Annotated in this window: 24 protein-coding genes; 7 read left to right on the top strand and 17 right to left on the bottom strand. The window is 68.3% G+C overall.

Annotated features, from left to right (window positions below):
- Positions 1-460: 460 nt before the first annotated feature.
- Positions 461-1,120 (bottom strand): endonuclease NucS, encoded by a 660-nt coding sequence (gene nucS, locus Ahu01nite_RS29720; RefSeq protein WP_203839964.1) that lies wholly within the window; start codon positions 1,118-1,120, stop codon positions 461-463.
- A gap of 59 nt (positions 1,121-1,179) precedes the next feature.
- Here nucS and Ahu01nite_RS29715 point away from each other — a divergent pair, with 59 nt between their 5' ends.
- The 4 genes from Ahu01nite_RS29715 to Ahu01nite_RS29700 are packed head-to-tail and all read left to right on the top strand — an operon-like array spanning position 1,180 to position 6,457.
- Positions 1,180-1,806, top strand: coding sequence for a DUF4126 domain-containing protein (locus Ahu01nite_RS29715; RefSeq protein ID WP_203839963.1), 627 nt, complete (start codon positions 1,180-1,182; stop codon positions 1,804-1,806).
- 8 nt (positions 1,807-1,814) lie between these two features.
- Positions 1,815-3,188 carry a hypothetical protein gene (locus Ahu01nite_RS29710; RefSeq protein ID WP_203839962.1) on the top strand — a complete coding sequence of 458 codons (1,374 nt, stop codon included), beginning with the start codon at positions 1,815-1,817 and terminating at the stop codon, positions 3,186-3,188.
- A gap of 46 nt (positions 3,189-3,234) precedes the next feature.
- Positions 3,235-5,751 carry an FtsK/SpoIIIE domain-containing protein gene (locus Ahu01nite_RS29705; protein WP_203839961.1) on the top strand — a complete coding sequence of 839 codons (2,517 nt, stop codon included), beginning with the start codon at positions 3,235-3,237 and terminating at the stop codon, positions 5,749-5,751.
- A complete protein-coding gene (locus tag Ahu01nite_RS29700; protein ID WP_203839960.1) occupies positions 5,738-6,457 on the top strand; it encodes a hypothetical protein in 720 nt (239 codons plus the stop codon). The genes Ahu01nite_RS29705 and Ahu01nite_RS29700 overlap by 14 nt, the downstream gene beginning before the upstream one ends.
- Positions 6,458-6,472: 15 nt before the next feature.
- Here Ahu01nite_RS29700 and Ahu01nite_RS29695 read toward each other — a convergent pair whose 3' ends face one another.
- On the bottom strand, positions 6,473-7,321 hold the full coding sequence (locus Ahu01nite_RS29695) for a 3-hydroxyacyl-CoA dehydrogenase family protein (RefSeq protein ID WP_203839959.1): 849 nt from the start codon (positions 7,319-7,321) through the stop codon (positions 6,473-6,475).
- Between the two features lie 129 nt (positions 7,322-7,450).
- On the opposite strand from Ahu01nite_RS29695, the gene Ahu01nite_RS29690 reads away from it, so the two are divergent.
- Positions 7,451-7,798: a hypothetical protein gene (locus Ahu01nite_RS29690; RefSeq protein WP_203839958.1), complete on the top strand. Its 348-nt coding sequence runs from the start codon at positions 7,451-7,453 to the stop codon at positions 7,796-7,798.
- Here the strand turns inward: Ahu01nite_RS29690 and murA are convergent.
- Positions 7,795-9,126, bottom strand: coding sequence for a UDP-N-acetylglucosamine 1-carboxyvinyltransferase (gene murA / locus Ahu01nite_RS29685; RefSeq protein WP_203839957.1), 1,332 nt, complete (start codon positions 9,124-9,126; stop codon positions 7,795-7,797). The two genes, Ahu01nite_RS29690 and murA, sit on opposite strands and share 4 nt — an antisense overlap.
- Here murA and Ahu01nite_RS29680 point away from each other — a divergent pair.
- Together Ahu01nite_RS29680 and Ahu01nite_RS29675 are read left to right on the top strand one after the other, a co-directional pair.
- The gene (locus tag Ahu01nite_RS29680; protein ID WP_203839956.1) at positions 9,125-9,703 is read left to right on the top strand and encodes a cob(I)yrinic acid a,c-diamide adenosyltransferase; all 579 of its coding nucleotides are present in this window, start codon (positions 9,125-9,127) and stop codon (positions 9,701-9,703) included. The genes murA and Ahu01nite_RS29680 overlap by 2 nt on opposite strands.
- Positions 9,700-10,092 (top strand): VOC family protein, encoded by a 393-nt coding sequence (locus tag Ahu01nite_RS29675; protein ID WP_239159237.1) that lies wholly within the window; start codon positions 9,700-9,702, stop codon positions 10,090-10,092. Before Ahu01nite_RS29680 ends, Ahu01nite_RS29675 begins: the two co-directional genes overlap by 4 nt.
- 464 nt (positions 10,093-10,556) lie before the next feature.
- Here the strand turns inward: Ahu01nite_RS29675 and Ahu01nite_RS29670 are convergent, their stop codons facing one another.
- From Ahu01nite_RS29670 to glyA, 14 genes are all read right to left on the bottom strand, one after another.
- Entirely contained in the window at positions 10,557-11,009 is a 453-nt protein-coding gene (locus Ahu01nite_RS29670) for an SRPBCC family protein (protein WP_203839954.1), read from the bottom strand.
- A 7-nt stretch (positions 11,010-11,016) separates the two neighbouring features.
- The gene (locus Ahu01nite_RS29665) at positions 11,017-11,484 is read right to left on the bottom strand and encodes a DUF2550 domain-containing protein (RefSeq protein ID WP_203839953.1); all 468 of its coding nucleotides are present in this window, start codon (positions 11,482-11,484) and stop codon (positions 11,017-11,019) included.
- Between the two features lie 9 nt (positions 11,485-11,493).
- The gene (locus Ahu01nite_RS29660; RefSeq protein ID WP_203839952.1) at positions 11,494-11,775 is read right to left on the bottom strand and encodes a F0F1 ATP synthase subunit epsilon; all 282 of its coding nucleotides are present in this window, start codon (positions 11,773-11,775) and stop codon (positions 11,494-11,496) included.
- 107 nt (positions 11,776-11,882) lie between these two features.
- Positions 11,883-13,001 carry an LCP family protein gene (locus Ahu01nite_RS29655; RefSeq protein ID WP_438874839.1) on the bottom strand — a complete coding sequence of 373 codons (1,119 nt, stop codon included), beginning with the start codon at positions 12,999-13,001 and terminating at the stop codon, positions 11,883-11,885.
- Between the two features lie 250 nt (positions 13,002-13,251).
- A complete protein-coding gene (atpD, locus tag Ahu01nite_RS29650; RefSeq protein ID WP_438874838.1) occupies positions 13,252-14,694 on the bottom strand; it encodes a F0F1 ATP synthase subunit beta in 1,443 nt (480 codons plus the stop codon).
- Positions 14,694-15,623 carry a F0F1 ATP synthase subunit gamma gene (locus Ahu01nite_RS29645; protein ID WP_203839950.1) on the bottom strand — a complete coding sequence of 310 codons (930 nt, stop codon included), beginning with the start codon at positions 15,621-15,623 and terminating at the stop codon, positions 14,694-14,696. The genes atpD and Ahu01nite_RS29645 overlap by 1 nt, the downstream gene beginning before the upstream one ends.
- Positions 15,624-15,626: 3 nt before the next feature.
- Positions 15,627-17,276: a F0F1 ATP synthase subunit alpha gene (atpA, locus tag Ahu01nite_RS29640; RefSeq protein WP_203839949.1), complete on the bottom strand. Its 1,650-nt coding sequence runs from the start codon at positions 17,274-17,276 to the stop codon at positions 15,627-15,629.
- 78 nt (positions 17,277-17,354) lie between these two features.
- Positions 17,355-18,176: a F0F1 ATP synthase subunit delta gene (locus Ahu01nite_RS29635; RefSeq protein ID WP_203840004.1), complete on the bottom strand. Its 822-nt coding sequence runs from the start codon at positions 18,174-18,176 to the stop codon at positions 17,355-17,357.
- Entirely contained in the window at positions 18,173-18,727 is a 555-nt protein-coding gene (locus Ahu01nite_RS29630) for a F0F1 ATP synthase subunit B (RefSeq protein ID WP_203839948.1), read from the bottom strand. Before Ahu01nite_RS29630 ends, Ahu01nite_RS29635 begins: the two co-directional genes overlap by 4 nt.
- A 26-nt stretch (positions 18,728-18,753) precedes the next feature.
- Positions 18,754-18,993: an ATP synthase F0 subunit C gene (locus Ahu01nite_RS29625; RefSeq protein ID WP_203839947.1), complete on the bottom strand. Its 240-nt coding sequence runs from the start codon at positions 18,991-18,993 to the stop codon at positions 18,754-18,756.
- A 66-nt stretch (positions 18,994-19,059) separates the two neighbouring features.
- Positions 19,060-19,848, bottom strand: coding sequence for a F0F1 ATP synthase subunit A (atpB, locus tag Ahu01nite_RS29620; protein WP_203839946.1), 789 nt, complete (start codon positions 19,846-19,848; stop codon positions 19,060-19,062).
- 15 nt (positions 19,849-19,863) lie between these two features.
- The gene (locus Ahu01nite_RS29615) at positions 19,864-20,025 is read right to left on the bottom strand and encodes an AtpZ/AtpI family protein (protein ID WP_239159236.1); all 162 of its coding nucleotides are present in this window, start codon (positions 20,023-20,025) and stop codon (positions 19,864-19,866) included.
- Positions 20,026-20,304: 279 nt separating this feature from the next.
- On the bottom strand, positions 20,305-20,787 hold the full coding sequence (locus Ahu01nite_RS29610; protein ID WP_203839944.1) for a hypothetical protein: 483 nt from the start codon (positions 20,785-20,787) through the stop codon (positions 20,305-20,307).
- Entirely contained in the window at positions 20,784-22,070 is a 1,287-nt protein-coding gene (gene glyA, locus Ahu01nite_RS29605; protein ID WP_203839943.1) for a serine hydroxymethyltransferase, read from the bottom strand. Before glyA ends, Ahu01nite_RS29610 begins: the two co-directional genes overlap by 4 nt.
- Positions 22,071-22,080: the final 10 nt, after the last annotated feature.

Here is a 22,080-nt window from a genome sequence, read left to right as displayed (position 1 = left end):
GGAACACTTCGGTTGCCGCGGAGTAGTTCCGGCGCCGCGTGGGATCACGTAGCCATGCCAATTCGACCGCCGTGAAAATTTCCAGCTGCGCGCATTCCATCCCTTAATGCTTCTCAGGGAGTCACATGATCGGAAGGGGTAGGCGTGCCATTGTAGGGTTGAGACAGATCATAGGGGCGTGAATGGCAGATGGTGAGTATTAATAGGTTGGGAAATGGTGGCGGGCGGAGGACGACCATTGTCACACTGTGACGGTGCTCCGAACTGCAGAGACAGGGAGGCTTATTCAGTGAAGGCCTAGGAATCCACAGTAGAATCAGGAAGCCGACGACCTGTGAATAGCCCTCAAGGCGTAGACAACACTCTCGGGCGAGTCCACTCCGGCGGCCCAAGGTCAAGAAGGGCAGCGAGATGCTCTGCCATCGCAGCGAGCAGCACATCCCAACGTTCGTCACCACCGTCAGAACAGGGTGAGCTCGTTCCGGTCCATCCCGCGCAGCTTGTCGTAATCGACGACGACGCACCGAATGCCACGGTCGGTGGCCAGCACCCGGGCCTGCGGCTTGATCTCCTGAGCGGCGAAAATCCCGGTAACCGGATAAAGCAGCGGATCACGGTTCATCAGCTCGAGATACCGGGTGAGCTGCTCAACCCCGTCGATCTCCCCCCGCCGCTTGATCTCCACGGCGACAGCGGCTCCCGAAGCATCACGGCACAGCAGATCGACAGGCCCGATAGCCGTCATGTACTCGCGCCGGACCAGCACCCACCCCTCGCCGAAAGTCTCCGGGTGGGCGGCGAGCAACTCCTGCAGATGAGCCTCGACACCATCCTTGACCAGCCCAGGATCGAACCCGAGCTCATAGGACGTGTCCTGGAAGATCTCCTCCAGGGTGATCCGCAGCTCCTCACCGGCTTTGTTGACGACCTTCCACACCCCGGGGGCCTCCTGCAGCTTGCAGGGTGGGCTCATCCAGTTGAGTGGCTTGTAGGCCCGATCGTCGGCATGAATCGACACGGACCCGTCCGCCTTCACCATGAGCAGGCGGGTGGCCGGCGGTAGGTGGGCGGAGAGTTTGCCGACATAGTCCACGGAGCATTTCGCGATGACCAGACGCACCGCACGAGGGTAGCCTCCGTCGCCGGGCCGGGCGAGCGCGGCGGTGCCATGCTGGTGGTGTGCTCGAAGTGCTCACTGGTAGCGGCCTGGCGGCATCCGCCGGGCTCAATGCGTACATCCCCCTGCTCACGATGGGTCTGCTGGCTCGTTATACCGACACTATTGATCTTCCCGGCGGGTGGCAGTGGCTCTCGAACGGGTGGGTGATCGCTATTTTGGCGGTGCTGCTGGCCGTCGAGATGGTGGCTGACAAGGTGCCTGTGGTCGATCACATCAATGATGTGGTGCAGACCATCGTGCGGCCGACGGCGGGCGGGCTCGCGTTCGGGGCCGGGTCGTCGTCCGAGACCGTGACCGTGACGGATCCGGGGTCGTTCTTCGGGTCGCATCAGTGGGTGCCGATCGCCGCCGGGGTGGTGCTCGCGTTCGGGGTGCACAGTGTCAAGGCTGCTTCCCGGCCCGTGGTGAATGCCACCACCGCCGGGTTCGGGGCGCCGGTCGCCAGCACCGCTGAGGACATCACCAGCGTCCTGTTGTCGCTGCTCGCGATCCTGTTGCCGATTCTGGTGCTGCTCGGGCTCGTGCTGCTGGTCTTCGGTGGCTGGTGGGTGATCAGACGTCGTCAGCAGCGTAAGAGGGAACGCCGGTCGGTTCAGGGTGTCGAGACGCAGCAACTGTTTGGTTGACTCAGCCGGTGGCCGCCGTCGCAGTTCCCGCGTTCGCCCTGGCCTGGTGGCTCGGCGCTTACCTGGTCGGGCGGGATCCGGGGAGGGCGGTGCTGTGGCGGGCGGCGGGTGCGCTCTGGGCGTACGGAACAGGGATTGTGGCTTGGATGATCTCGCCGGGGTCCTCGGTCTCGGAGCTCTTGTTCTGTGTCCCGGCCCTGCTCTGGGCCGGGGCGGCGACCTCACTGCTGCCGCAGGAGGCGCCGGAGCGGCGGGTGGCCGAGCGGGGCTGGGCGGGGAGCCTGGTGATCTTCCTGGCGCCGGCGGTGCTGCTGCCGGGGGTGGGCAAGCTGATCGCGCTGGCTCCGCTCGCCGGTGGGCTGGCCCTACTGCTGAGATACCGCGAGAGGGTACGCCCGAAGCACCTGCCCACCGCCCTGCTCGCCGCGGCAGCGCTCTACGTCGTGGGCCTCGTGGTCGTGCTCGCCCCGATCGATCTCGGCGCTCCGGAGCTGGTGCTCGCCACGATGGGTGTCGACCTGGCGCTGCTCGGCTTCCTGGTGGCCGTGCAGGACGCCGTCGAGGCCGGTGAGCGGCTGCTGCCCGATCTGCGCCGCTCGCTCGTCGCGGCGGTGGTGGCCGTGCTGCTGTGTGGCGGGCCGGCCGCCGTGACCATGCTCGCGACGCCGGGGCTGACCGCGGTGATCGTGCTCCAGTTCGTGCTGGTGGGGGTGGTGCTGAGCGCGGTGGGGGCCGCCGCGCCACTGCGGGCGTTGCTGGACCGGCTCGCGTTCCTGCAGAACGGGCGGCTGCGCCGGGATCGGGCCGCGCTGCTGCTGGCCGCCGACGCGCTGCCCCGGCGGCGGGAGCGGCATCGGATGATCGCGATGGACGAGCCGGAGTTCCGCCGGTTGACGCTGCGCGCGCTGGAGGACTACGGCGATCTGGGGCGGCTGCTGCGTAACCCGCTCGTTGATCTGCCCACGGTGGACCGGCGGCTGCAGGCGCGGGATCCGGGGCTGACCGATCAGCCGCTGATCCGGGCGGCCGAGTTGCGCGCGGTGCTGAGCGAGCAGGTGGAGCGGCTCAAACCGGCCGGCGTCTCGGGGACCTCGGAGGAGTGGCGGTTCTACAACGCGCTGCACTACTGCAGTGTGCTGGGCGTGCGGCCGTACGAGCGCGTCCCGCAGACCGACGGCATGGATCTGGACGGGCGGCGGATCATCGACTGGTTCCGCCGGCATGTGCGGCGGGAGTCCCTCGATCAGTGGAAGGTCCAGGGTGCCGAGCTGATCTCGGCGCGGTTGTGGCAGGAGCTGCTGAGCACGGACCCGCGCTGGCTCACCCGCTCGGAGCCGTTGACCGAAGCGACACGCGGTACAAACGGTCGGCAAATACTCTAAAACGGTTAAAATCCCCTCACGTGCCGTACACCGGGGGGTTGACTGAGTGGGTAGCCACCGCACCGCGCTCGTCGCCGTGGTCCGGCAGGAGCTCGCCGAGGCCCGGGGCACCGCACGGGCCGTTCTCGCCGCCGCCGAATCGGCCCGCGACGAGGCCCAGCGGCGCAAGAAGCTGATCCGGGAGGCGTACGCGACCTGCCTCGCCCAGCTCACCGAGGCCCGGGAGGCTGCCCGGCAGGACATCCTGCACCGCAGCACCACCGAAGCCACCACGCTGAGCCGCAAGGTGGCGCAGCTGGCCGCCCTCTCCGCACCGGGCGCCGCGGGGACAGCGTGGCGTTACTGGACCCCGACCGAGCCCGATCGGGTCGGCCGGCCCGGGATGCTGCGGATCGGGACCGTCGCGTACGAGATCGGCGAGGAGCGGACCAGACTGCCCGCCCTCGTCCCGTTCCTCGACCACGCGCACCTGAACGTCCTCGGCGCGCAGCCCGACGCCGACGGAGTGCTCTCCGGCGTGCTGCTGCGAGCGCTGGGCACCACCCGGCCCGGCGACGTGCACGTCAGCATCTACGACCCGGAGAATCTCGGTGGCACCCTCGCCGGGTTCGCGCCGCTGGGCAACGGCGGGCTGCTGCGGCTCATCAGCCCCGGCGGGCTCGGTGCCGCCCTGGACGAGCTGGTCGAGCACATCTGCCGGGTGAACGAGAGCGTGCTGGCCGGCGGGTACGCCTCCCTCGCCGAACTCACCGCCGCGACCCCCGGCTCGCGCCCCGAACCGTGGCGGGTGGTCGTGCTGCTGCTCGACGCCCGCAGCGCCGCCGAACTCAGCGATTCCCAGCGGGCGCAACTCGAACGGATCGTGCGGACGGGCGTGGCTTGCGGCGTACATGTGATGGTCAGAGGTTTGGAACTGGCCCCGCACCCGACGGTGGAGCGCGTCTCGGCGCGCGACGGCATCGCGGCCTGCGACACCACCGGAGACCTGGAAGTCACCCTCGACAGCCCGCCCCCGACCGACCGCATCGCCGGGTTCTGCCGGGCCACCGTGGAGCGACTGCTCGCCGGGCCACCGCCCGCGCGCCTCGCGGACCTCGAACCCGGCACGTTCTGGGCCGAATCGTCCGCACAACGCCTGACCGCGCCCCTCGGCGACAGCACGGACGGCTCGACGGTCCCGTTGGCGCTCGGCGACGACACGCCGCACGCGTTCATCGGCGGCCCCGCCGGCTCCGGCAAGACGAACGTGCTCTACGCGTGGATCGGCTCGCTAGCCGCCCGATACGGCCCCGGCGAACTCGCCCTCTACCTGTTGGGACCGTCGTTCGCCCAGGTCACGCCGGGCCCGCGCGACCCCAGCTGGCTGCCCCAGGTACGGCTGGCCGGCATCAATGTCGACAATGACCGCGAGTTCGTCCTGGCGCTGCTGCGGCACCTCGGCGAGGAGCTGCGTACCCGCGCCCAGGCGGCGAAGCGGCACGAGGCGTCGACGCCGGCGGAGCTGCGCGAGGCGGATCCGCACGGGCACTGGCCGCGGATCGTCGCCGTCCTCGACGACGTCCCGCTGTCGGCGGACGCCGAGGTGCTGCTACTGGTGAAAGACCTGGCACGACGTGGGCACACGCAGGGGATCCATCTGATCGTCGCGGCGCGGGACGGCGGGGACATCGACGGGTTCCCGCTGCGGATCGCGCTGCCGAAGGCGCAGGGCGTCCTGGCCGAGGGCAACCTGGCAGCGGAGGTCATCCCCCGCTTCCACGCGGCGACCGACAATGGCGTCGTCCGGGTGCCCGACGCGAGCGACCGGACGGCGTGGCGCAGCCTGCAACGCAAGCTGTGGCTGCGCCGGGATGAGAACTGCGACGCGCCACGGCTGTTCGACGGCGAGGTCGTGCCGCGGCTCCCGGACGTGTACAGGCCGAGCGGGCGGCTGCCGGACGACGTCGGATCCTCCCCCGGCGCCGTGCTGGGCGAGCGGATCGACGTCGCGGCCCGGCCGGCGCGGCTGCGGCTGGGTCGGATGCCGGGGCGCAATCTGGCGGTGCTCGGTACGCGTACCGATGAAGCCTGCGACGTGCTCGCCGCCGCGGCACTCTCCCTCGCCGCGCAGGGCCCGGCGCGGTTCAGCATCTTCTGCCTGGACCCGGACGCCGAGCAGGCCGCCGCCCGGCTGATGGCCGAACTCCCCCAGGCCGTCACCAGTGATCTCGGCGTGATCCCCGAAGCGGGCGACATCCCCCACTACCTGATCGGGTACGGGCTGGATAAGGCCGGCCGGGCCCAGCGCGAGCGGCTACGGGCCCTGCTGGCCGACGGACCCGAGCAGCGGATGCATGTCCTGGGCTGGTGGCGCTCGGTGGCACAGCTGCACGACGGCCTGACCGCTCACCTCGGCGCCTGGGTGGCCCTGGACGTGCAGGGCGCCGACCTGAGCCCGCTCTACCCGCAGCCCGGCGGCCCGGAATGGCATCCACGCCGGCGCCGCGCCCTGTTCTTCGACCGCTCGGTGCACCGGACCCCGGAAGTGATCATCCCGTACGAGGTGAACAGTGACCACACGTGACCGCGACTACCAGCAGATGATGACCGCACTCGGCGACGTGGCGAAACGGCGCTCGACCGAGCTGGACAACGCCGAGCAGGCGTACCAGACCAGCGCCGCGCAGGCAGCCGGTGAGCTGGCACGGGCCGAGAGCGACGCGGCCGCCGCGGAACGCTGGGCGGGCGCGGCCGCTTCCCAGGTGCTGGATGTGGACCGTGAGGCGGACCGGCTCTGGGCCCAGTTGCGCGCCGGGGTCCGCACCCGGGCCCTGGGCGAGCTGCCGGAACCGGCACCGGTCGAGGCGTTGCCGCGGCCCGCCCTCACCCAGGGGCCCGCACCTGCCCAGCGCCGCTCGGCCCGGACCCTGCTCGCCAGCGCCGCCCAGCGGATCGAGGTCACCGCGCGGCCCCGCGAACGCCATCGCATGCCGCGCTGGACGCTCGCGCTGCTGCCGCTGGCAGGCGCGCTGGTCGCGGGGCTGACCGCGCTGATCGCGGCCGGCCTGGTGACGTTCGGCCGCAGGGACGTGCCCGGCGTTGTCGTCGTCCAGCTGCTGGGCTGGCTGGCCTTCCTCGTCGCTCCCTCGGCGGGCCTGCCGGTGGCGGCGCTCTACGCCCACCACCGGCTGCACTCCCGGCTCGACCTCGGCGGGGTCGGGCTGACCCTGCTCGGCGGGATGCTGGCCGCGACCGTCCTCGCACTGACCTTCGCGACGTCCTCGCAATGACCTTCGCGACGTCTCCTAGTACGTGTAGAACCCCTTGCCCGTCTTGCGGCCCAGGTCGCCGGCCGTGACCATGCGCTGGAGCAGCTCCGGCGGGAAGAACTTCTCGTCGGCGGTGTCGCGGTAGATGTTGCCGGCGGCGTTCAGCATCACGTCGAGACCGGTCAGGTCGACCGTGGCCAGCGGGCCCATCGCGTGCCCGAAGCCGAGCTTCATCACCGTGTCCAGGTCGGCGGCGCTGACCACGCCCGACTCGACCAGCTGGATCGCCTCGACCAGCAGCGCGGAGAAGAGCCGGTTGGAGACGAAACCCGCGACGTCCCGCTTCACCTCGACGCAGGTCTTGCCGACCTCCTCGGCGAACGACCGCGCGGAGGCCAGCGTCTCGTCCGAGGTCTGATAGCCCCGGACCAGCTCGACCAGCTTCATCATCGGCACCGGCGAGAAGAAGTGGATGCCGACCACCGACTCGGGGCGCTCGGTGACCGCGGCGATCGCGGTGATCGGGATCGCGGAGGTGTTGCTGCCGAGCACCGCACCCGGCTTGCAGATCTTGTCGAGTGCCCGGAAGACCTCGTGCTTCGCCTCGATCTTCTCGAAGATCGCCTCGACCACCACGTCGGCGTCGGCGGCCGCCTCCAGCTCGGTGGTGGTCGTGATCCGGCCGATCGCGGCGTCGGCGTCCTCCTGCGAGATCTTCCCCTTGGCGGCGAAGCGCCCGAGCGAATCCTTGATCGCAGCGAGCCCGCGGGCCAGCGAGGCCTCGTCGAGGTCGCGCATGGTGACCTGCCATCCGGACTGCGCCGCCACCTGGGCGATTCCGGAACCCATCAGACCCGAGCCGATGACCGCGAGCCGACCCGCCATGTGTGTCACTCCTCAGCGCCGTAAGTGTGTCGTCAGTCTCAGCCTAACGGCTTCTGCTTAACGACGATTCAGGACCTCTATCGGGGCAATTCTCCTGAAATGCCGATTCGCCGGTGCCAGACTGTGCCCATGCCACCAAGCGACGGCTGGTACCTCCTCGGGCCCTTCATAGCTGTCTCGCTGGTCGGCTTTCTCGGCGCCATCTTCTGGCGGATGGGCCTGCAATGGCATGAGGAGACCCGCGAGGACCCGCTCCGCGACCTCTACGACGGCCTGGCCATCTTCAACGACCACGGCGACGACTTCGGCCTGCTCTGCCCGGCTGCGGCCACCGACGACCCCGACCTGGCCGACGAGATCAAAGGCGTGCTCGCGACGGCCGGGATCCGCTCCACATCGGCCGTACGTCCAGACGGGCGCGTCCTGGTCCTCGTCTTCCCGGAGGAAGTCGAGGAAGCCAGGAGACTGGTCCTCTAGAAGTCGTACGTCGGCTCGGGAACGTCCGCGCGCTCCACGTCCACGCCGAGGTTGGCCAGGTCGGAGACGAAGTCCGGATAGCCGCGGTCGATGTGGTGGACCTCGCCGACCTCGGTGATCCCGTCGGCGCACAGCCCCGCGATGACCAGGCCGGCACCCGCGCGGATGTCCGTCGCCCGCACGGGAGCACCGGAGAGTCGCTCCCGGCCGTTCGTCACGGCATGATGCCCATCGGTACGGATGTCAGCGCCGAGCCGCACCATCTCGTTCACGAACATGAACCGGCCGTCGAAGATGTTCTCGGTGATCAGCGACGTGCCCTTGCTCACCGCCGCCAGCCCCAGCGCCATCGGCAGCAGGTCCGTGGCGAAACCCGGGTAGGGCAGCGTCACGATGTCGACGGCCTTGGGACGGTCGTCCATCCGCACCCGGAACTGGTTGTCGCCGGGCTCGACCACGCCGCCCGCCGAGACCAGCTTGTCCAGGGCGATCGAAAGATACTCGGGGCGAACGCCGTGGACGGTCACGTCGCCACGGGTCATCGCCGAGGCGTACGCCCAGGTGCCGCCGACGATCCGGTCCCCGACCGTGGTGTGCCGCACCGGCTTGAGCCCCTCGACACCCTCGATGGTCAGCGTCGACGTGCCCGCGCCCTCGATTCGGGCGCCCATGTCGATGAGCATCTCGCAGATGTCGACGATCTCCGGCTCGCGGGCCGCGTTGTCGATCTCGGTGATCCCCTTGGCCAGCACCGCGGCCATCAGGATGTTCTCGGTCGCGCCCACGCTCGGGAAATCGAGCCAGATCTTGCTGCCCCGCAGCCCCGCGGGTGCCGACGCGATGACGAACCCGTGCTCGTTGGAGATCTCCGCACCCAGCCGCGCCAGCCCCGACACGTGCATGTCCAGCCCACGCGAACCGATCATGTCACCGCCCGGCAGCGCCACCCGGGTGTACCCGCGGCGGGCCAGCAGCGGCCCCAGCACGCAGATCGACGCCCGCAGCCGCCGCACCAGGTCATAGTCGGCCTCGGCACCGGGCTCGGCCGGCACGTCGATGGTGACCTCACCATCGGCGAAACTGACCTCGCAACCCAGCCGCCGCAGCACCTCACCCATGATCGCGATATCGGTGATCCGCGGCACATTGGCGATCACGCTGCGCCCCTCGGCGAGCAACGCGACCGCCATCAGCTTCAATGCGGAGTTCTTGGCGCCACCGACGCTGACATCACCGGAGAGACGTGCGCCACCCTTGACCCTGATCACATCCACGCGCGCAATCGTATGGGGCGCGCCCGCGGTCCGCCTCCGTAGGGTGGGTGCCATGGCCGTGCATCTCACCCGCATTTACACCCGCACCGGCGACGCCGGCACCACCCGCCTGGGCAACAACGAGGTGGCAGCCAAGACCGACCCCAGAATCGTCGCGTACGCCGACGTCGACGAATGCAACGCCGCCCTCGGTGTCGCCCTCGCCCTCGGCAACCTGCCCCCGGACATCCGCAGCATCCTCACCGCGATCCAGAACGACCTCTTCGACGTGGGCGCCGACCTGTGCAACCCCCTGTCGGACAACCCGGCGTACCCCCCGCTGCGCATCAAGGAGTCCTACGTGACGCGCCTCGAAGGCTGGTGCGACGAATACAACGACCAGCTCCCGGCCCTGGACTCCTTCGTCCTGCCCGGCGGCACCCCCGGCGCGGCCCTGCTGCACGTCGCCCGCACCGTGGCGCGTCGCGCTGAGCGGGCCGCCTGGTCACTTCAAGAGGCGGACCCGTCGCGTACGCCCGCCTTGCCGGCAAAGTACCTCAACCGCCTCTCCGACCTCCTGTTCATCCTCGCCCGAGCCGCCAACGGCTCCCAGGGCGACGTGAAGTGGATCCCGGGCGGCCAGGCGTCGTGAGCCTGCACCACGTCGAGCTGTGGGTGCCGGACCTCGCCGGCTCCCTCGGCCCCTGGGGCTGGCTCATGACCGAGCTGGGCTGGCGGCCCTTCCAAAAATGGGAAAACGGCCTCTCCTGGCGCGACGGCACGGTCTACCTCGTCATGGAACAGTCCCGCGCCCTCACCGGCACCACCCACGACCGCCTCGCCCCCGGCCTCAACCACCTGGCCTTCAGCGTCCCCTCCCGCGACGAGGTCGACCGCCTCACCAAGGAGTCGGCCGCCCACGGCTGGTCCCTCCTCTTCGCCGACCTCCACCCCTACGCCAGCGGCCCCAACACCTACGCCGCCTACCTCGAGGACGAATGGGGCTACGAAGCCGAACTCGTCGCCCCACGCCTGGAGTGACCGCCGTGTCGGCGATCGTCGCGCTCACGGCACCGGCCGCGTTCGTGACGGCAGCCTTGATGGGCTTGCCGTCGCGATAGATCCTCACCACCACGCCTGTTGCCGGATCCGACCCGTAACGGTCGTACTGCTTGACCTGGGCGCTCAGCTTGGTCGTCCAGCGACTCTTGGCGCTGGTTCGGGTGACCTGCAGCGCGGCGCTGGTCCGACACTTGGCCACCACTGTGCTGGCGTAGGGCGGGATCTCGAAGCATTCCGTGTAGTCCGCGTCGCAGAAGGTGGTCGAAGCTGTCGGAGAGATCTCGTAGGTGCCGGGCGTGGAGACGCCGTAGGTGTTCTTGAGCCCAGCCGTGGGATACAGGGCACCTCCGTCGCGGGAGAAGCTCAACGACCCTCCGCCCGGGCAGGGCGAATCCGGGAGAGGTGTGGAGGCATGGGCAGCCAGCACCATCGGACGGCATCACTCAGGGTTGAGACTCGGCCTGCTGTTCGATGTGGGCGGCGCGTTGTTTCAGGAGGTGGCTCAGGTAGGGGTTCAGCAGCAGACGGGTGACTATCGCGCCGAGGGGGCCCAGTGGGGCGGTCACCGTCATGCGGTCGGTCATGCGGGTAGTGCCGTTGCCGAGGTCTTCGAAGAGGTGCTCGTGGCGCAGGGAGCGGAAGGGGCCCCGGGTCTGTTCGTCGACGAAGCGGTGCGGGGGCTCGCAGGCGGTGATCCGGGTGGTCATTCGCCAGGGGAGGCCGAAGTGGCGGGCGCGGAAGGTGACCTCGTCGCCGAGCCCGAGGGTGCGGCGGCCGGTGCTGGTGGTGGCTGTTTCGCTGCTGGCGGCCAGGGAGCCGGCGTGGACGTCGACGTCCAGTTCGAGCTCGAACACGCGGGCCGGGACGGCCGGGATGACGCAGACGTGCTCGATCACCGGGCGGTCAGTTGTCGGCGGGGCGCGGGGTGATCTGGGGGCGCGGGGCCACGCTGCCGGGCTGGCCCGGGGGGCCCGCTTCGAGCCAGGAGAGGAAGCCGGTGACCGTCGACTCGGCCATGGCGATCTCGATGTCCTCGGCGGTCTGCCTGAGGCGCAGGATCACCCAGTGGCCCGGCATGCTGAGGCGTTCCGGGCCTTCGGGGAGGCGGCGGTTCTCCACCGTGAGGAGGCGGCGGTTCAGGACGCGCTTCGGGCGGAAGGCGAAGCTGAACATGCGGTAGAAGCGGAGCTCGTCGCCGACGAAGGTGCCCACGCCGGTCGACCAGCCCCGGCCCGGGACCATAGTGGTGGTCCGGACCTGGAGGCGGATCGTGCCGCCGCCGGACATCAGGATCCGGCCGCGCAGCAGGACGGCGAAGAGGACGAGGAGCAGCGCCGCGACGCAGATTCCGACGATCTCGAGAATCCGCATCGCTGGGCGTCAGTGCGCGTCGGGGGTGGCGGGGGTCGCGCTCTCGGCCAGGACCGTCACGCCGTTGGCGTCGATGGAGAGGAAGCCACCGGTGACGTCGTAGGTGAGCTGCTCACCGCCGCCCAGCTTCACGCGGACCTGGGAGGGCTCCTTGAGCAGGCCCAGGAGCGGGGAGTGACCCGGCAGGACGCCGATCTCGCCCTCGGTGGTGCGGGCGACGAGCATCTCGGCTTCGCCGGACCAGATTCGCTCCTCGACGGCGACAACCTGGACGTGCAGCTGCTTGGCCACGCTCTCTCCTGTCAAGCTCGCCGGCCTTGAAAGAAGGCCGCTGTCCGTTGGGGTGAAGTCTAAACGGCCGGGTGATACGCCGCCCTGCCGGGTGGTGACCGCCACTGTCACAGTTCCTGCAGGAACGCGGGGTGGTCGATCAGGAATGTCGAGATGCTGTCGTCGCTGACCGATTGGAAGAAGTCGCCGGCCGATTCGTCGAGGCCTTCACCGATGTACTGCTTGCCCTCGAACAGCGATTTGCCGGGCAGTTTCACCAGGGTCATGTCCCGGGCGCCGCGCAGGGCGAGGGCCCAGTCGATGATGTTGTGGCCGTTGCCGTCGAAGATGAGGGCGTCGCCGGCCGCGCGCAGGATCTGGTCCAGCTTGATCGGGTTGGTCACCACGTTCTTGCTGAGCGCCTGCTCCGCCATGGCCTTGATGAACTGCTGCTGGTGCCGCTGCCGGTCGTAGTCGCTGCGGGGCAGGCCGTAACGCTGACGCACGTAGTCGAGCGCCTCCCAGGCCTCCAGGTGGTACGTGCCCTTCTTGTACGTCTTCTGCGGCCCGGTGTACGGGTGGTCGCAGCTGTTGTCGGCGCATTCGGGGCGGCGGGGGCGGGGCTTGCCGTTGGGCTGCAGGTGCTCGGACTTGACGTTCTGGTCGATCGTCATCGTGACGCCGTCCATGGCCTCGACGATGTCCTTGAAGCCGTTGAAGTTCAGGATGGCGCCGGCGTCGAACTTCTTGATGCCGGTGAGCTGGCTGACCGTCTTGGCGAGCAGCTCGAAGCCCTGGGCCACGTCGTGCTTGCCGTTGCCGACGCTGCTGCCGTACGACATGGCGGCGTTGATCTTCGCAGTGCCGCCCTGGAAGCCGGTCTTCTCGAAGGCCGGGATCTCCACGCGCAGGTCACGGGGGATGGAGAAGATCTGCGCCTGGTTCAGGTCCTTGGGGATGTGCACGACGATGATCGAGTCGGAGAGCGGTGCGGTGTTCGCGTCGCGCGGGTCGATGCCGACGAGCAGGATGTTGAGCGGGCCCTTGATGCTGCTGGACGTCTTGGTCGCGCCCGCGGCCGCGTTACCGAAGAGATCCTTGCTGTCCACCGCACCCGCGTAACGCGCGACCGCGACCTGGGTCGCCACGAGAGCGCCGCCGCCGGTCACCATCAGCACGCAACCGATGATGGCGCAGAGACGCGCCCACAGAGGGGAACGCCATTTCCCCTTGCCGCTCTTAGACACAAGCTCCCCAACCGTCGTCGATCGGTTTCACCATCGGCGACCTCAATGGAGATGATCGCGAGGCTTAGTGACCGCCAAGAGTATCCGAACAATCGAAGATTTCTTCACATCCGGCCATACCGGTACCGAGGAAATAAACGGACATAACGGTCCTATGGAAACGGTAACTTTTGTCCGATAAATCCGTCTGGAAAGCCGAAAACCGCACCGGCACAAAGCCGATGCGGTTCTCAGAGTCCTACGTGGCTGGTCAGCCCTTCATGAGCTCGTGCGCGTTGCGCTCGAGGTCCTCGAGGCCACCACACATGAAGAAGGCCTGCTCCGGGAAGGAGTCGTACTCGCCTTCACAGATCTTCTTGAACGCCTCGATGGTCTCCTTCAGCGGGACCGTCGAGCCGGCGACACCGGTGAACTGCTCGGCGGCGTACGTGTTCTGCGAGAGGAAGCGCTCGATGCGGCGAGCCCGCTGCACCGTGATCTTGTCCTCTTCGGAGAGCTCGTCCATACCGAGGATCGCGATGATGTCCTGCAGGTCCTTGTACTTCTGCAGGATCCGCTGCACCTCGCGGGCGACCGCGTAGTGCTCGGCACCGACGTACTCGGGCGCCAGGATCCGCGAGCCGGAGGCCAGCGGGTCCACGGCGGGGTAGATGCCCTTGTCGGAGATCGACCGCTCGAGGTTCGTCGTCGCGTCCAGGTGGGCGAACGTGGTCGCCGGCGCCGGGTCGGTGTAGTCGTCGGCGGGCACGTAGATCGCCTGCAGCGAGGTGATCGCCTTGCCCTTGACGGAGGTGATCCGCTCCTGCAGCTGGCCCATCTCGTCCGCCAGGGTGGGCTGGTAACCCACGGCGGACGGCATGCGGCCGAGCAGGGTGGAGACCTCGGAACCGGCCTGGGTGAACCGGAAGATGTTGTCGATGAAGAGCAGCACCTCCTGGTTCTGGACGTCCCGGAAGTACTCCGCCATGGTCAGGGCGCTCAGGGCGACCCGCAGGCGGGTGCCCGGCGGCTCGTCCATCTGGCCGAAGACCAGCGCGGTCTTGTCGAGGACGTTGCCCTCTTCCATTTCCAGGATGAGGTCGTTGCCCTCACGGGTGCGCTCGCCGACGCCGGCGAACACCGACGTACCGCCGAAGTTACGGGCAACCCGGATGATCATCTCCTGGATGAGCACCGTCTTGCCCACGCCCGCGCCGCCGAACAGGCCGATCTTGCCACCGCGCACGTACGGCGCGAGCAGGTCGAGCACCTTGATGCCGGTCTCCAGCATCTCGGTCTTCGGCTCGAGGTCCGCGAAGGCCGGGGCCTTGCGGTGGATCGGCCAGCGCTCGGTGATGTTCAGCGTCGCGGGGTCGGCGTTGAGCACGTCGCCCAGGGCGTTGAACACGTGGCCCTTGGTCACGTCACCGACGGGCACCGAGATCGGCGAGCCGGTGTCGCGGACCTCGGAACCTCGCACGAGGCCGTCGGTCGGCTGCATCGAGATGCCCCGGATCACGTTGTCACCCAGGTGCTGGGCGACCTCCAGGGTCAGCGTCTTGGTGCCTCCGGAGAGAGTCACGTCGACGTGCAGCGCGTTGTAGATGTCGGGCATGGCGTCACGGGGGAACTCCGCGTCGACGACCGGGCCGATGACCCGGACGACGCGGCCGACGCCGGTCTCCGTCTTGGTGGGCTCAGCTACAGCAGTCATCACACATCACTTCCCGACGTGGACAGCGCCTCGACGCCGCCGACGATTTCACTGATTTCCTGGGTGATCGCAGCCTGCCGCGCGGAGTTCATCTCGCGCGTGTACCGCTTGAGCAGGTCGTCCGCGTTGTCCGACGCGCTCTTCATCGCACGGCGCCGCGACGCCGACTCGCTCGCCGCCGAGTCCAGCAACGCCGCGTAGATCCGCGTGTTGAGGTACTTCGGCAGGAGCGCGTCGAGCAGTTCCTCGGCCTCCGGCTCGAACTCGTACGCCGCCCGGAGCCCCGGCTCGCGCTCCGTCTCCTCGACCTCCATCGGCGCCAGGAAGTGCGCCTCGGCGGACTGGGTCATGAGCGACTTGAACTGGGTGCTGACGATGTGCAGCTCGTCCACGCCCTGGATGCCGTCCGGACCGTAGTGCTCGTCCGTGTCATCCGCGCCGGCGACGAACGCCTCCAGCAGGGAGTCACCGATCCGCTTGGCATCCGCGAACGTCGGACGCTCGGAGAAGCCCGTCCAGCTGGCCTCGACCGGCCGGTTGCGGAACTTGTAGTAGCCGGCACCCTTGCGGCCGACGACGTACAGCACCGTTTCCTTGCCGTCCGCCTTCAGCCGGGCGATCAGCTGCTCGGCGGTCCGGAGGGCGTTGGCGTTGTAGGCGCCGGCCAGGCCGCGGTCGCTGGTGATGACCAGGACACCCGCGCGCCGCACCCGCTCACGCGGCTGCAGCAGCGGGTTGTCCACCGACGCGTTGGAGGCCAACGCGGTCAGCACCTGGGTGATCGCCTCCGAGTACGGCTTGGAGGCGTTCACCCGCTCCTGCGCCTTGGCGATGCGGCTGGTGGCGACGAGCTCCTGGGCCTTGGCGATCTTCTTGGTCGACCGGACGGTCTTGATGCGCCGCCGGAGGGCCTGTACCTGACCGGCCATGGATCAGCTCTCGTCCGAGGAGCTACGGACCTCGCGGGTCACGGTCTCCCGGGTCTCGCGGCCCGACTCCAGCGCCGCGGCGGGCGCCTCGTTCGGAGCACCGGCGGCAGCGCCCTGCTTGAACTGCTGCTTGAACTCGGTGACACCGGACTTCAGCGTCTCCTGCTGCTCGTCGCTCAGCTTGCCGTCGTTCTCAATGGCGGTGAACGTCTCGCTGCGGTTGCGCTTGACCCACTCGAGGAACTCACGCTCGAAACGGCCGACGTCGGCAACCGCGATGTCGTCGAGCTGGCCGGTGGTGCCGGTCCAGATCGTCACGATCTCCTCGGTGACCGAGAGCGGGCTGTACTGCGGCTGCTTGAGCAGCTCGACCAGGCGGGCACCGCGCTCCAGCTGGTTACGCGACGCCCGGTCCAGGTCGGAGGCGAAGGCCGAGAAGGCCTCCAGCTCGCGGTACTGGGCCAGGTCGAGGCGGAGCCGGCCGGAGACCGTCCGCATGCCCTTGACCTGCGCCGAACCGCCGACGCGGGACACCGAGGTGCCGACGTTGATGGCCGGGCGCACACCGGAGGCGAACAGGTCACCCTCGAGGAAGATCTGGCCGTCGGTGATGGAGATGACGTTCGTCGGGATGTAGGCCGAGATGTCGCTGGCCTTCGTCTCGATGATCGGCAGACCCGTCATGGAACCGGCGCCCAGCTCGTCGGAGAGCTTCGCGCAACGCTCGAGCAGACGGCTGTGCAGGTAGAACACGTCGCCCGGGTACGCCTCGCGGCCCGGCGGGCGGCGCAGCAGCAGCGACACGGCCCGGTACGCCTCGGCCTGCTTCGTCAGGTCATCGAAGACGATCAGGACGTGCTTGCCGTTGTACATCCAGTGCTGACCGATGGAAGAACCGGTGTACGGCGCGATGTACTTGAAGCCGGCCGGGTCGGAAGCCGGCGAGGCCACGATGGTCGTGTACTGCAGCGCGCCCTGCTCCTCCAGCGTCCCCCGGATGCTGGCGATGGTGGTCGCCTTCTGCCCGATGGCGACGTAGATGCAGCGAACCTGCTTGTCCGGGTCACCGGACTCCCAGTTGGCGCGCTGGTTGATGATCGTGTCGAGGGCGATGGTGGTCTTGCCCGTCTTACGGTCACCGATGATCAGCTGGCGCTGGCCACGGCCGATCGGCGTCATGGCGTCGATCGCCTTGATGCCGGTCTGCAGCGGCTGCTTCACCGGCTGGCGCTGCATGACGTTCGGCGCCTGCAGCTCGAGCTCGCGGAAACCCTCGCTCGCGATCTCGCCGCGGTCGTCGATCGGGTTGCCCAGGGCGTCGACCACACGGCCGAGGTAGGCGTCACCGACCGGGACGGAGAGGACGCGCCCGGTGCGCTTGACCTGCTGGCCCTCTTCGATGTGGGTGAAGTCGCCCAGGACGACGACACCGATCTCTCGGACGTCCAGGTTCAGGGCGACACCCAGGGTGCCGTCCTCGAACTCCAGGAGCTCGTTGGCCTGGGTCGAGGGAAGACCCTCGACGTGCGCGATTCCGTCGCCCGCATCGGAGACGATGCCGACCTCCTCGCGGGAGACCTCGGGCGAATAGGACGAGACGTAGCGCTCTAGCGCCCCCCGGATCTCGTCCGAGGAGATGGTCAGCTCGGCCATCCTCTGCCTTCTCTAGTCGGCTCGGGGCGTCGCCGCGCCCGAGGGGTCGGTAGCGTCACCGCCGCCGAGGGGAAAAAACTATTTAGCGAACGCCTGCCGTGCCGCGTTGAGCCGCCGCAGGATCGTGCCGTCGTAGAGGTCGGAGCCGACACGAACGCTGAGGCCACCGATGATGCTCGGATCAACCAGAACCTTCAGCGAAACCTGCCGACCGTAGATGTCGGACAACTTGGCAGCGAGCCGCTGCTCCTCCGCGTCGCCGAGCAGCTTCGCCGCGGTCACGTAGGCGATCTCACGATCACGCTTCGCGGCGGTCAGCTCGACGAGCTTGGTGAGCGACGACTCGAAACTACGGCCACCGAAGCCATCGAGCGCCACCTTGATCAGCTGGACAGTCGCCGGCTGGGCCTTGCTCTTGAGCAGGTCCTCCACCAGCTTAGCCTTGCGATCGGCCGGGGCGCTCGGGTCACTGAGCGTGACCGCGAGCTCGGAATTGCCCGAGACGACCTGTCCGAAGCGGAACAGCTCGTCCTCCACGTCGGCCAGCTTGCCGTCGCGGTCGCCGGCGGCGAGCACCGTGTCGACCGCGAGCCGCTCGGTGGCGTCGAGGAGCTCGTGCGGGGAGGAGAAACGACCGGAGACCAGCTGTGCGATCGCGTCGACCGTGATCACACTGAGCTTGCCGGACACGAGGGACCGGAACAGTCCCGCGCGCTCCTCACCCGACCGCGAGGGGTCGGTCAGCGCACGGCGCAGCCGCGGCTCGCCGCGCAGCAACCGGGCCACCGCCAGAACTTCATCGGCGATGGTGGCCAGCTGCGCGGCGGTGACAGAAGCCGAGTCCGCGGTCAGTTTCTCCACGGCCGCGGCGTACGACTCGCGGTTGACGGCCGCCATCAGCGTCCGCCCGTGCCGGCGCCGAGCTCGGTGATGAAGCGGTCCACGGTGCCCCGGCTGCGCGCCTCGTCGGCGAGAGACTCGCCCACGATCTTGCTGGCCAGGTCAACCGCGAGCGTGCCCACCTCGGAGCGCAGCTCACGCAGAATGCTCTCGCGCTGAGCGGAGAGCTGCTCGTTGCCGGCCGCGATGATGCGGTCGGACTCTTCACGTGCCTTGGCGAGGACGTCCTGACGGATGCCCTCCGCGTCGGCCCGGGCCTCGTCGCGGATGCGCGCGGCCTCGGTGCGAGCCTCGGCCAGCTGCGCGCGGTACTGCTCGAGCAGCTCGTTGGCCTCGGCCTGAGCGGTCTCGGCACGCTTGAGGCCACCTTCGATGGCATCAACACGAGCCTGGAACGTCTTCTCCATGAGGGGGAAGACGAACTTCATCAGCACTACGCAGAGCACGATGAAGGCGGCCGAGCCAACGACGATCTCCTGCCAGACAGGAATGATCGGGTTGTGCTTGGTCTCCTCAGCGGCCTCGGCGAGGTAGGTAAGGGAGTTGATCACGAGCACCTCCTAGCGAGGGAAGGGCTTTAGAGGTTTCCCTGCCAGATGAAGCCGAACGCGATGCCCAGCAGGGCGAGCGCCTCGATGACGGCGAAGCCGATCCAGACGTAGGGCAGCGTCAGACGCGAAGACTCCGGCTGACGAGCGGTCGACTGGATGTAGGCGGAGAAGACCAGACCAACACCGATGCCGGGGCCGATCGCGGCGAGGCCGTAGCCGATGGCGGCGGTGCTGCCCTCAACGGCGGCGAAAACGTCGGGAAGCATTACAGATTCCTCCTGGTATCTCGCGTGACGATCACGCGGGACGACAAACGGATTTCTTGCAAAAACTCAGTGCTCGTCGGCGAGCGCGCCCTGGACGTAGCTCGCGGTGAGCACCGTGAAGACGTATGCCTGCAGACAGATGACCAGGAACTCCAGGAACGTCAGCGCGATCGTCATGAGCCACGAGACGACCGAGATCGGCGCGAGCCAGGCGTTGGCATTGATCATCGCAAAACCGCCGAGCGTGAACACCAGCAGGAGCATGTGGCCGGCGAACATGTTGGCGAAGAGTCGGACCGCCAGCGAGAAGGGGCGGACCAGGAAGTTCGAGAAGAACTCGATCGGGATCAGCAGCGGCAGGATGAACCACGGCGCCGGCGGGATGAGCGCCGTCTTGAGGTACTTGAAGAAGCCGTGGTGCCGGATGCCGACCACGATGAACATCACGTAGCTGATGACCGCGAGAATAGCGGGGAAAGCGATGTGGGAGTTCGGTGAAATCTGGATGAACGGCACGATGCTGAAGAAGTTCATCACGATGACGAACATGAACAGCGTCGTGAGATAAGGCGCGAAGTTGATGCCTCGCGGGCCGATCATCTCAATGGCGATGTTGTTACGCACGAAGCCGTACGCGCTCTCCGCCATCCACTGCTTCTTCGTCGGCACCAGTTGCGGTTTCCGGTAGGACACCAGGAAGAAGATGATGATGGCGGCGACGGCCACCCAGACCAGCACCGTGATCTTGGTGAACCAGTACGAGTCGTGCGCTCCCCAGGGCAGGATGCTGGGCAGGTAGAAGTCCTCGACGCTGGGCGGGAACTCCGCTGCGAGGACCGTCGAAGGACCGATCACCGTAGCCCTTTCCTGTCAGGCGCCGAGACGGCGCACGATGAGGTAGACACCACCGGCCGCGCCGACGACGGCGCCGATCCCGGCGAAGATGCCCTTGGTGCCGACATAGTGGTCGACCAGCCAGCCGATCCCACCCCAGACCAACATGCCCGCGAAGAGATAGCTGACGGCAGTCATTCCCATGCCCGTGTCGGGCGGGGGCGGACCGTCGTCACCGTGGGATTCGGGGGGAGGTTTCTGACCGGCCATGACGGCTAGAAGATATCAGTCGGAAACACCAGGCTAAGCGGGACCCCCCGCACAACCGCAGTTGTCCAGGCGTCAGGGGTCTCTCAACTCGGTGACACGGTACCCCTCCTTGCCCAGAACCGGACAGCAATGCCGCCTTCCCGTCACCGGATCGTGGACGAAGTCCGATAAATCGGGTGCCCACCGCCGGAAACGCCGTGCCGGAGATCACTTGGGGCGGCTGATCCGGGCCACCCACCAGATCTGCACGGCCGTCCATCCCAGCACTCCCGCCACGACTCCCCAGCCGAGCGCCAACCGGCCCGGCCACTCCGAGGAGACCACAAATGCGAGGATGATGCCGAGTAATGAGTACTTCACCACGTATGTGAGCATTCCCAGCGGCATGATCAGCGCCGGGCGCACCGTGTCCGCCCAGGCCAGCACGAGGGTCGACATCGTGTAACTGACCGTCACGATCATGACCCCGGCCACGGCACCGAACGCGATCTGCACGCCGCCGTTCAGGAAGCCGACCGAGGCCGCGCAGAGCATCAGCGCGAAGGAGAACGCGGTCAGGAACGGCAGATGCTCGACGCGCCACCGCGGATCGGCCGGCAACGGCGGAAGATCCGGCAACGGCCGTTTGTCTTCCTCATCCTCGAAAGCCTTCGCATCGAACGGTTCGAACTCTGTTTCTTCTTTGTTCACACCGAAACCTTTTCCGCGTACGCCGGGAAGCGCGCCACAAGCGACGAAATCTCCTCAGCAGTCTCGCGCAGCACCATCGCGCCCGCGACAGAGGTCGGGTCGGCGCGCACGGCCGCCGCGATGAGTCCCGAGATCTGGCGCATCTCGCCCTCGCGCATTCCCTGCGTCGTCACCGAGGGCGTGCCGACCCGGATGCCGGACGCCGTCATCGGCTTCTCTGGGTCGAACGGGATCGCGTTCTTGTTGAGCGTGATCCGGGCGCGGTCGCAGCGGGCCTCGGCCTCGCGCCCGCTGACCCCCAGGTCGCGCAGGTCGGCCAGGGCCAGGTGGGTGTCGGTGCCGCCGGAGACGGGACGCATGCCCTCGGAGGCGAGCCCGGCGGCGAGCGCCTGGGCGTTCTTGACGACCTGGTGGGCGTACCCCTGGAAGTCGGGCATCGAGGCCTCGCGCAGCGCGACCGCCTTAGCGGCGACGGCATGCATCAGCGGGCCGCCCTGGGTGAAGGGGAAGACTGCCTTGTCGATTCGCGCGGCAAGCTCGTCACGGCACAGGATCATGCCTCCCCGCGGCCCGCGCAGCACCTTGTGGGTGGTGCAGGACACCACGTCGGCGTGGGGTACGGGTGAAGGCACGGCCCGCCCGGCGACCAGCCCGATGAAGTGCGCGGCGTCGACCATCAGGTAGGCGCCCACCTCGTCGGCGATGTCCCGGAAGAGCTTGAAGTCGATGAGCCGCGGATACGACGTGGCGCCGCAGATGATCAGGGCCGGGCGGTGCGCCTGGGCCAGGTCGCGCACCTCGTCGTAATCGATCAGCTCGGTGTCGGCGCGCACCTTGTAGCCGACGGTGTGGAACCACTTGCCGGAGAAGTTGACCTTGCTGCCGTGGGTCAGGTGCCCGCCGTGCGGCAGATCCATCGCGAGCACGGTGTCGCCGGGCTGGACCAGCGCCGCGTACGCCGCCATGTTGGCCGAGGCGCCGGAGTGTGGCTGCACGTTGGCGTGCTCGGCGCCGAAAAGGTCCTTGGCGCGCTCGATCGCCAGCTCCTCGGCGCGGTCCACCTCGGCACAGCCGCCGTAGTAGCGCTGACCCGGATAACCCTCGGCGTACTTGTTGGTCAGGGTGGATCCGAGCGCCGCCAGCACGGCCGGCGAGGTGAAATTCTCGCTGGCGATGAGCTGGAGGCCGCCGCGCTGGCGCTCCAGCTCGCCGAGCACCACCTCGGCTATCTCGGGATCCTCGTCGCGCAACGCATTGAAGTCGGGGCCCCAGAACGTGCCCATGGCGCACTCC

The organism is Winogradskya humida, assembly GCF_016862215.1.
Lineage (GTDB): Bacteria > Actinomycetota > Actinomycetes > Mycobacteriales > Micromonosporaceae > Actinoplanes > Actinoplanes humidus.
Note: the sequence above shows the minus strand (reverse complement) of the source record. Positions and strands in the feature narration are given on the sequence as shown.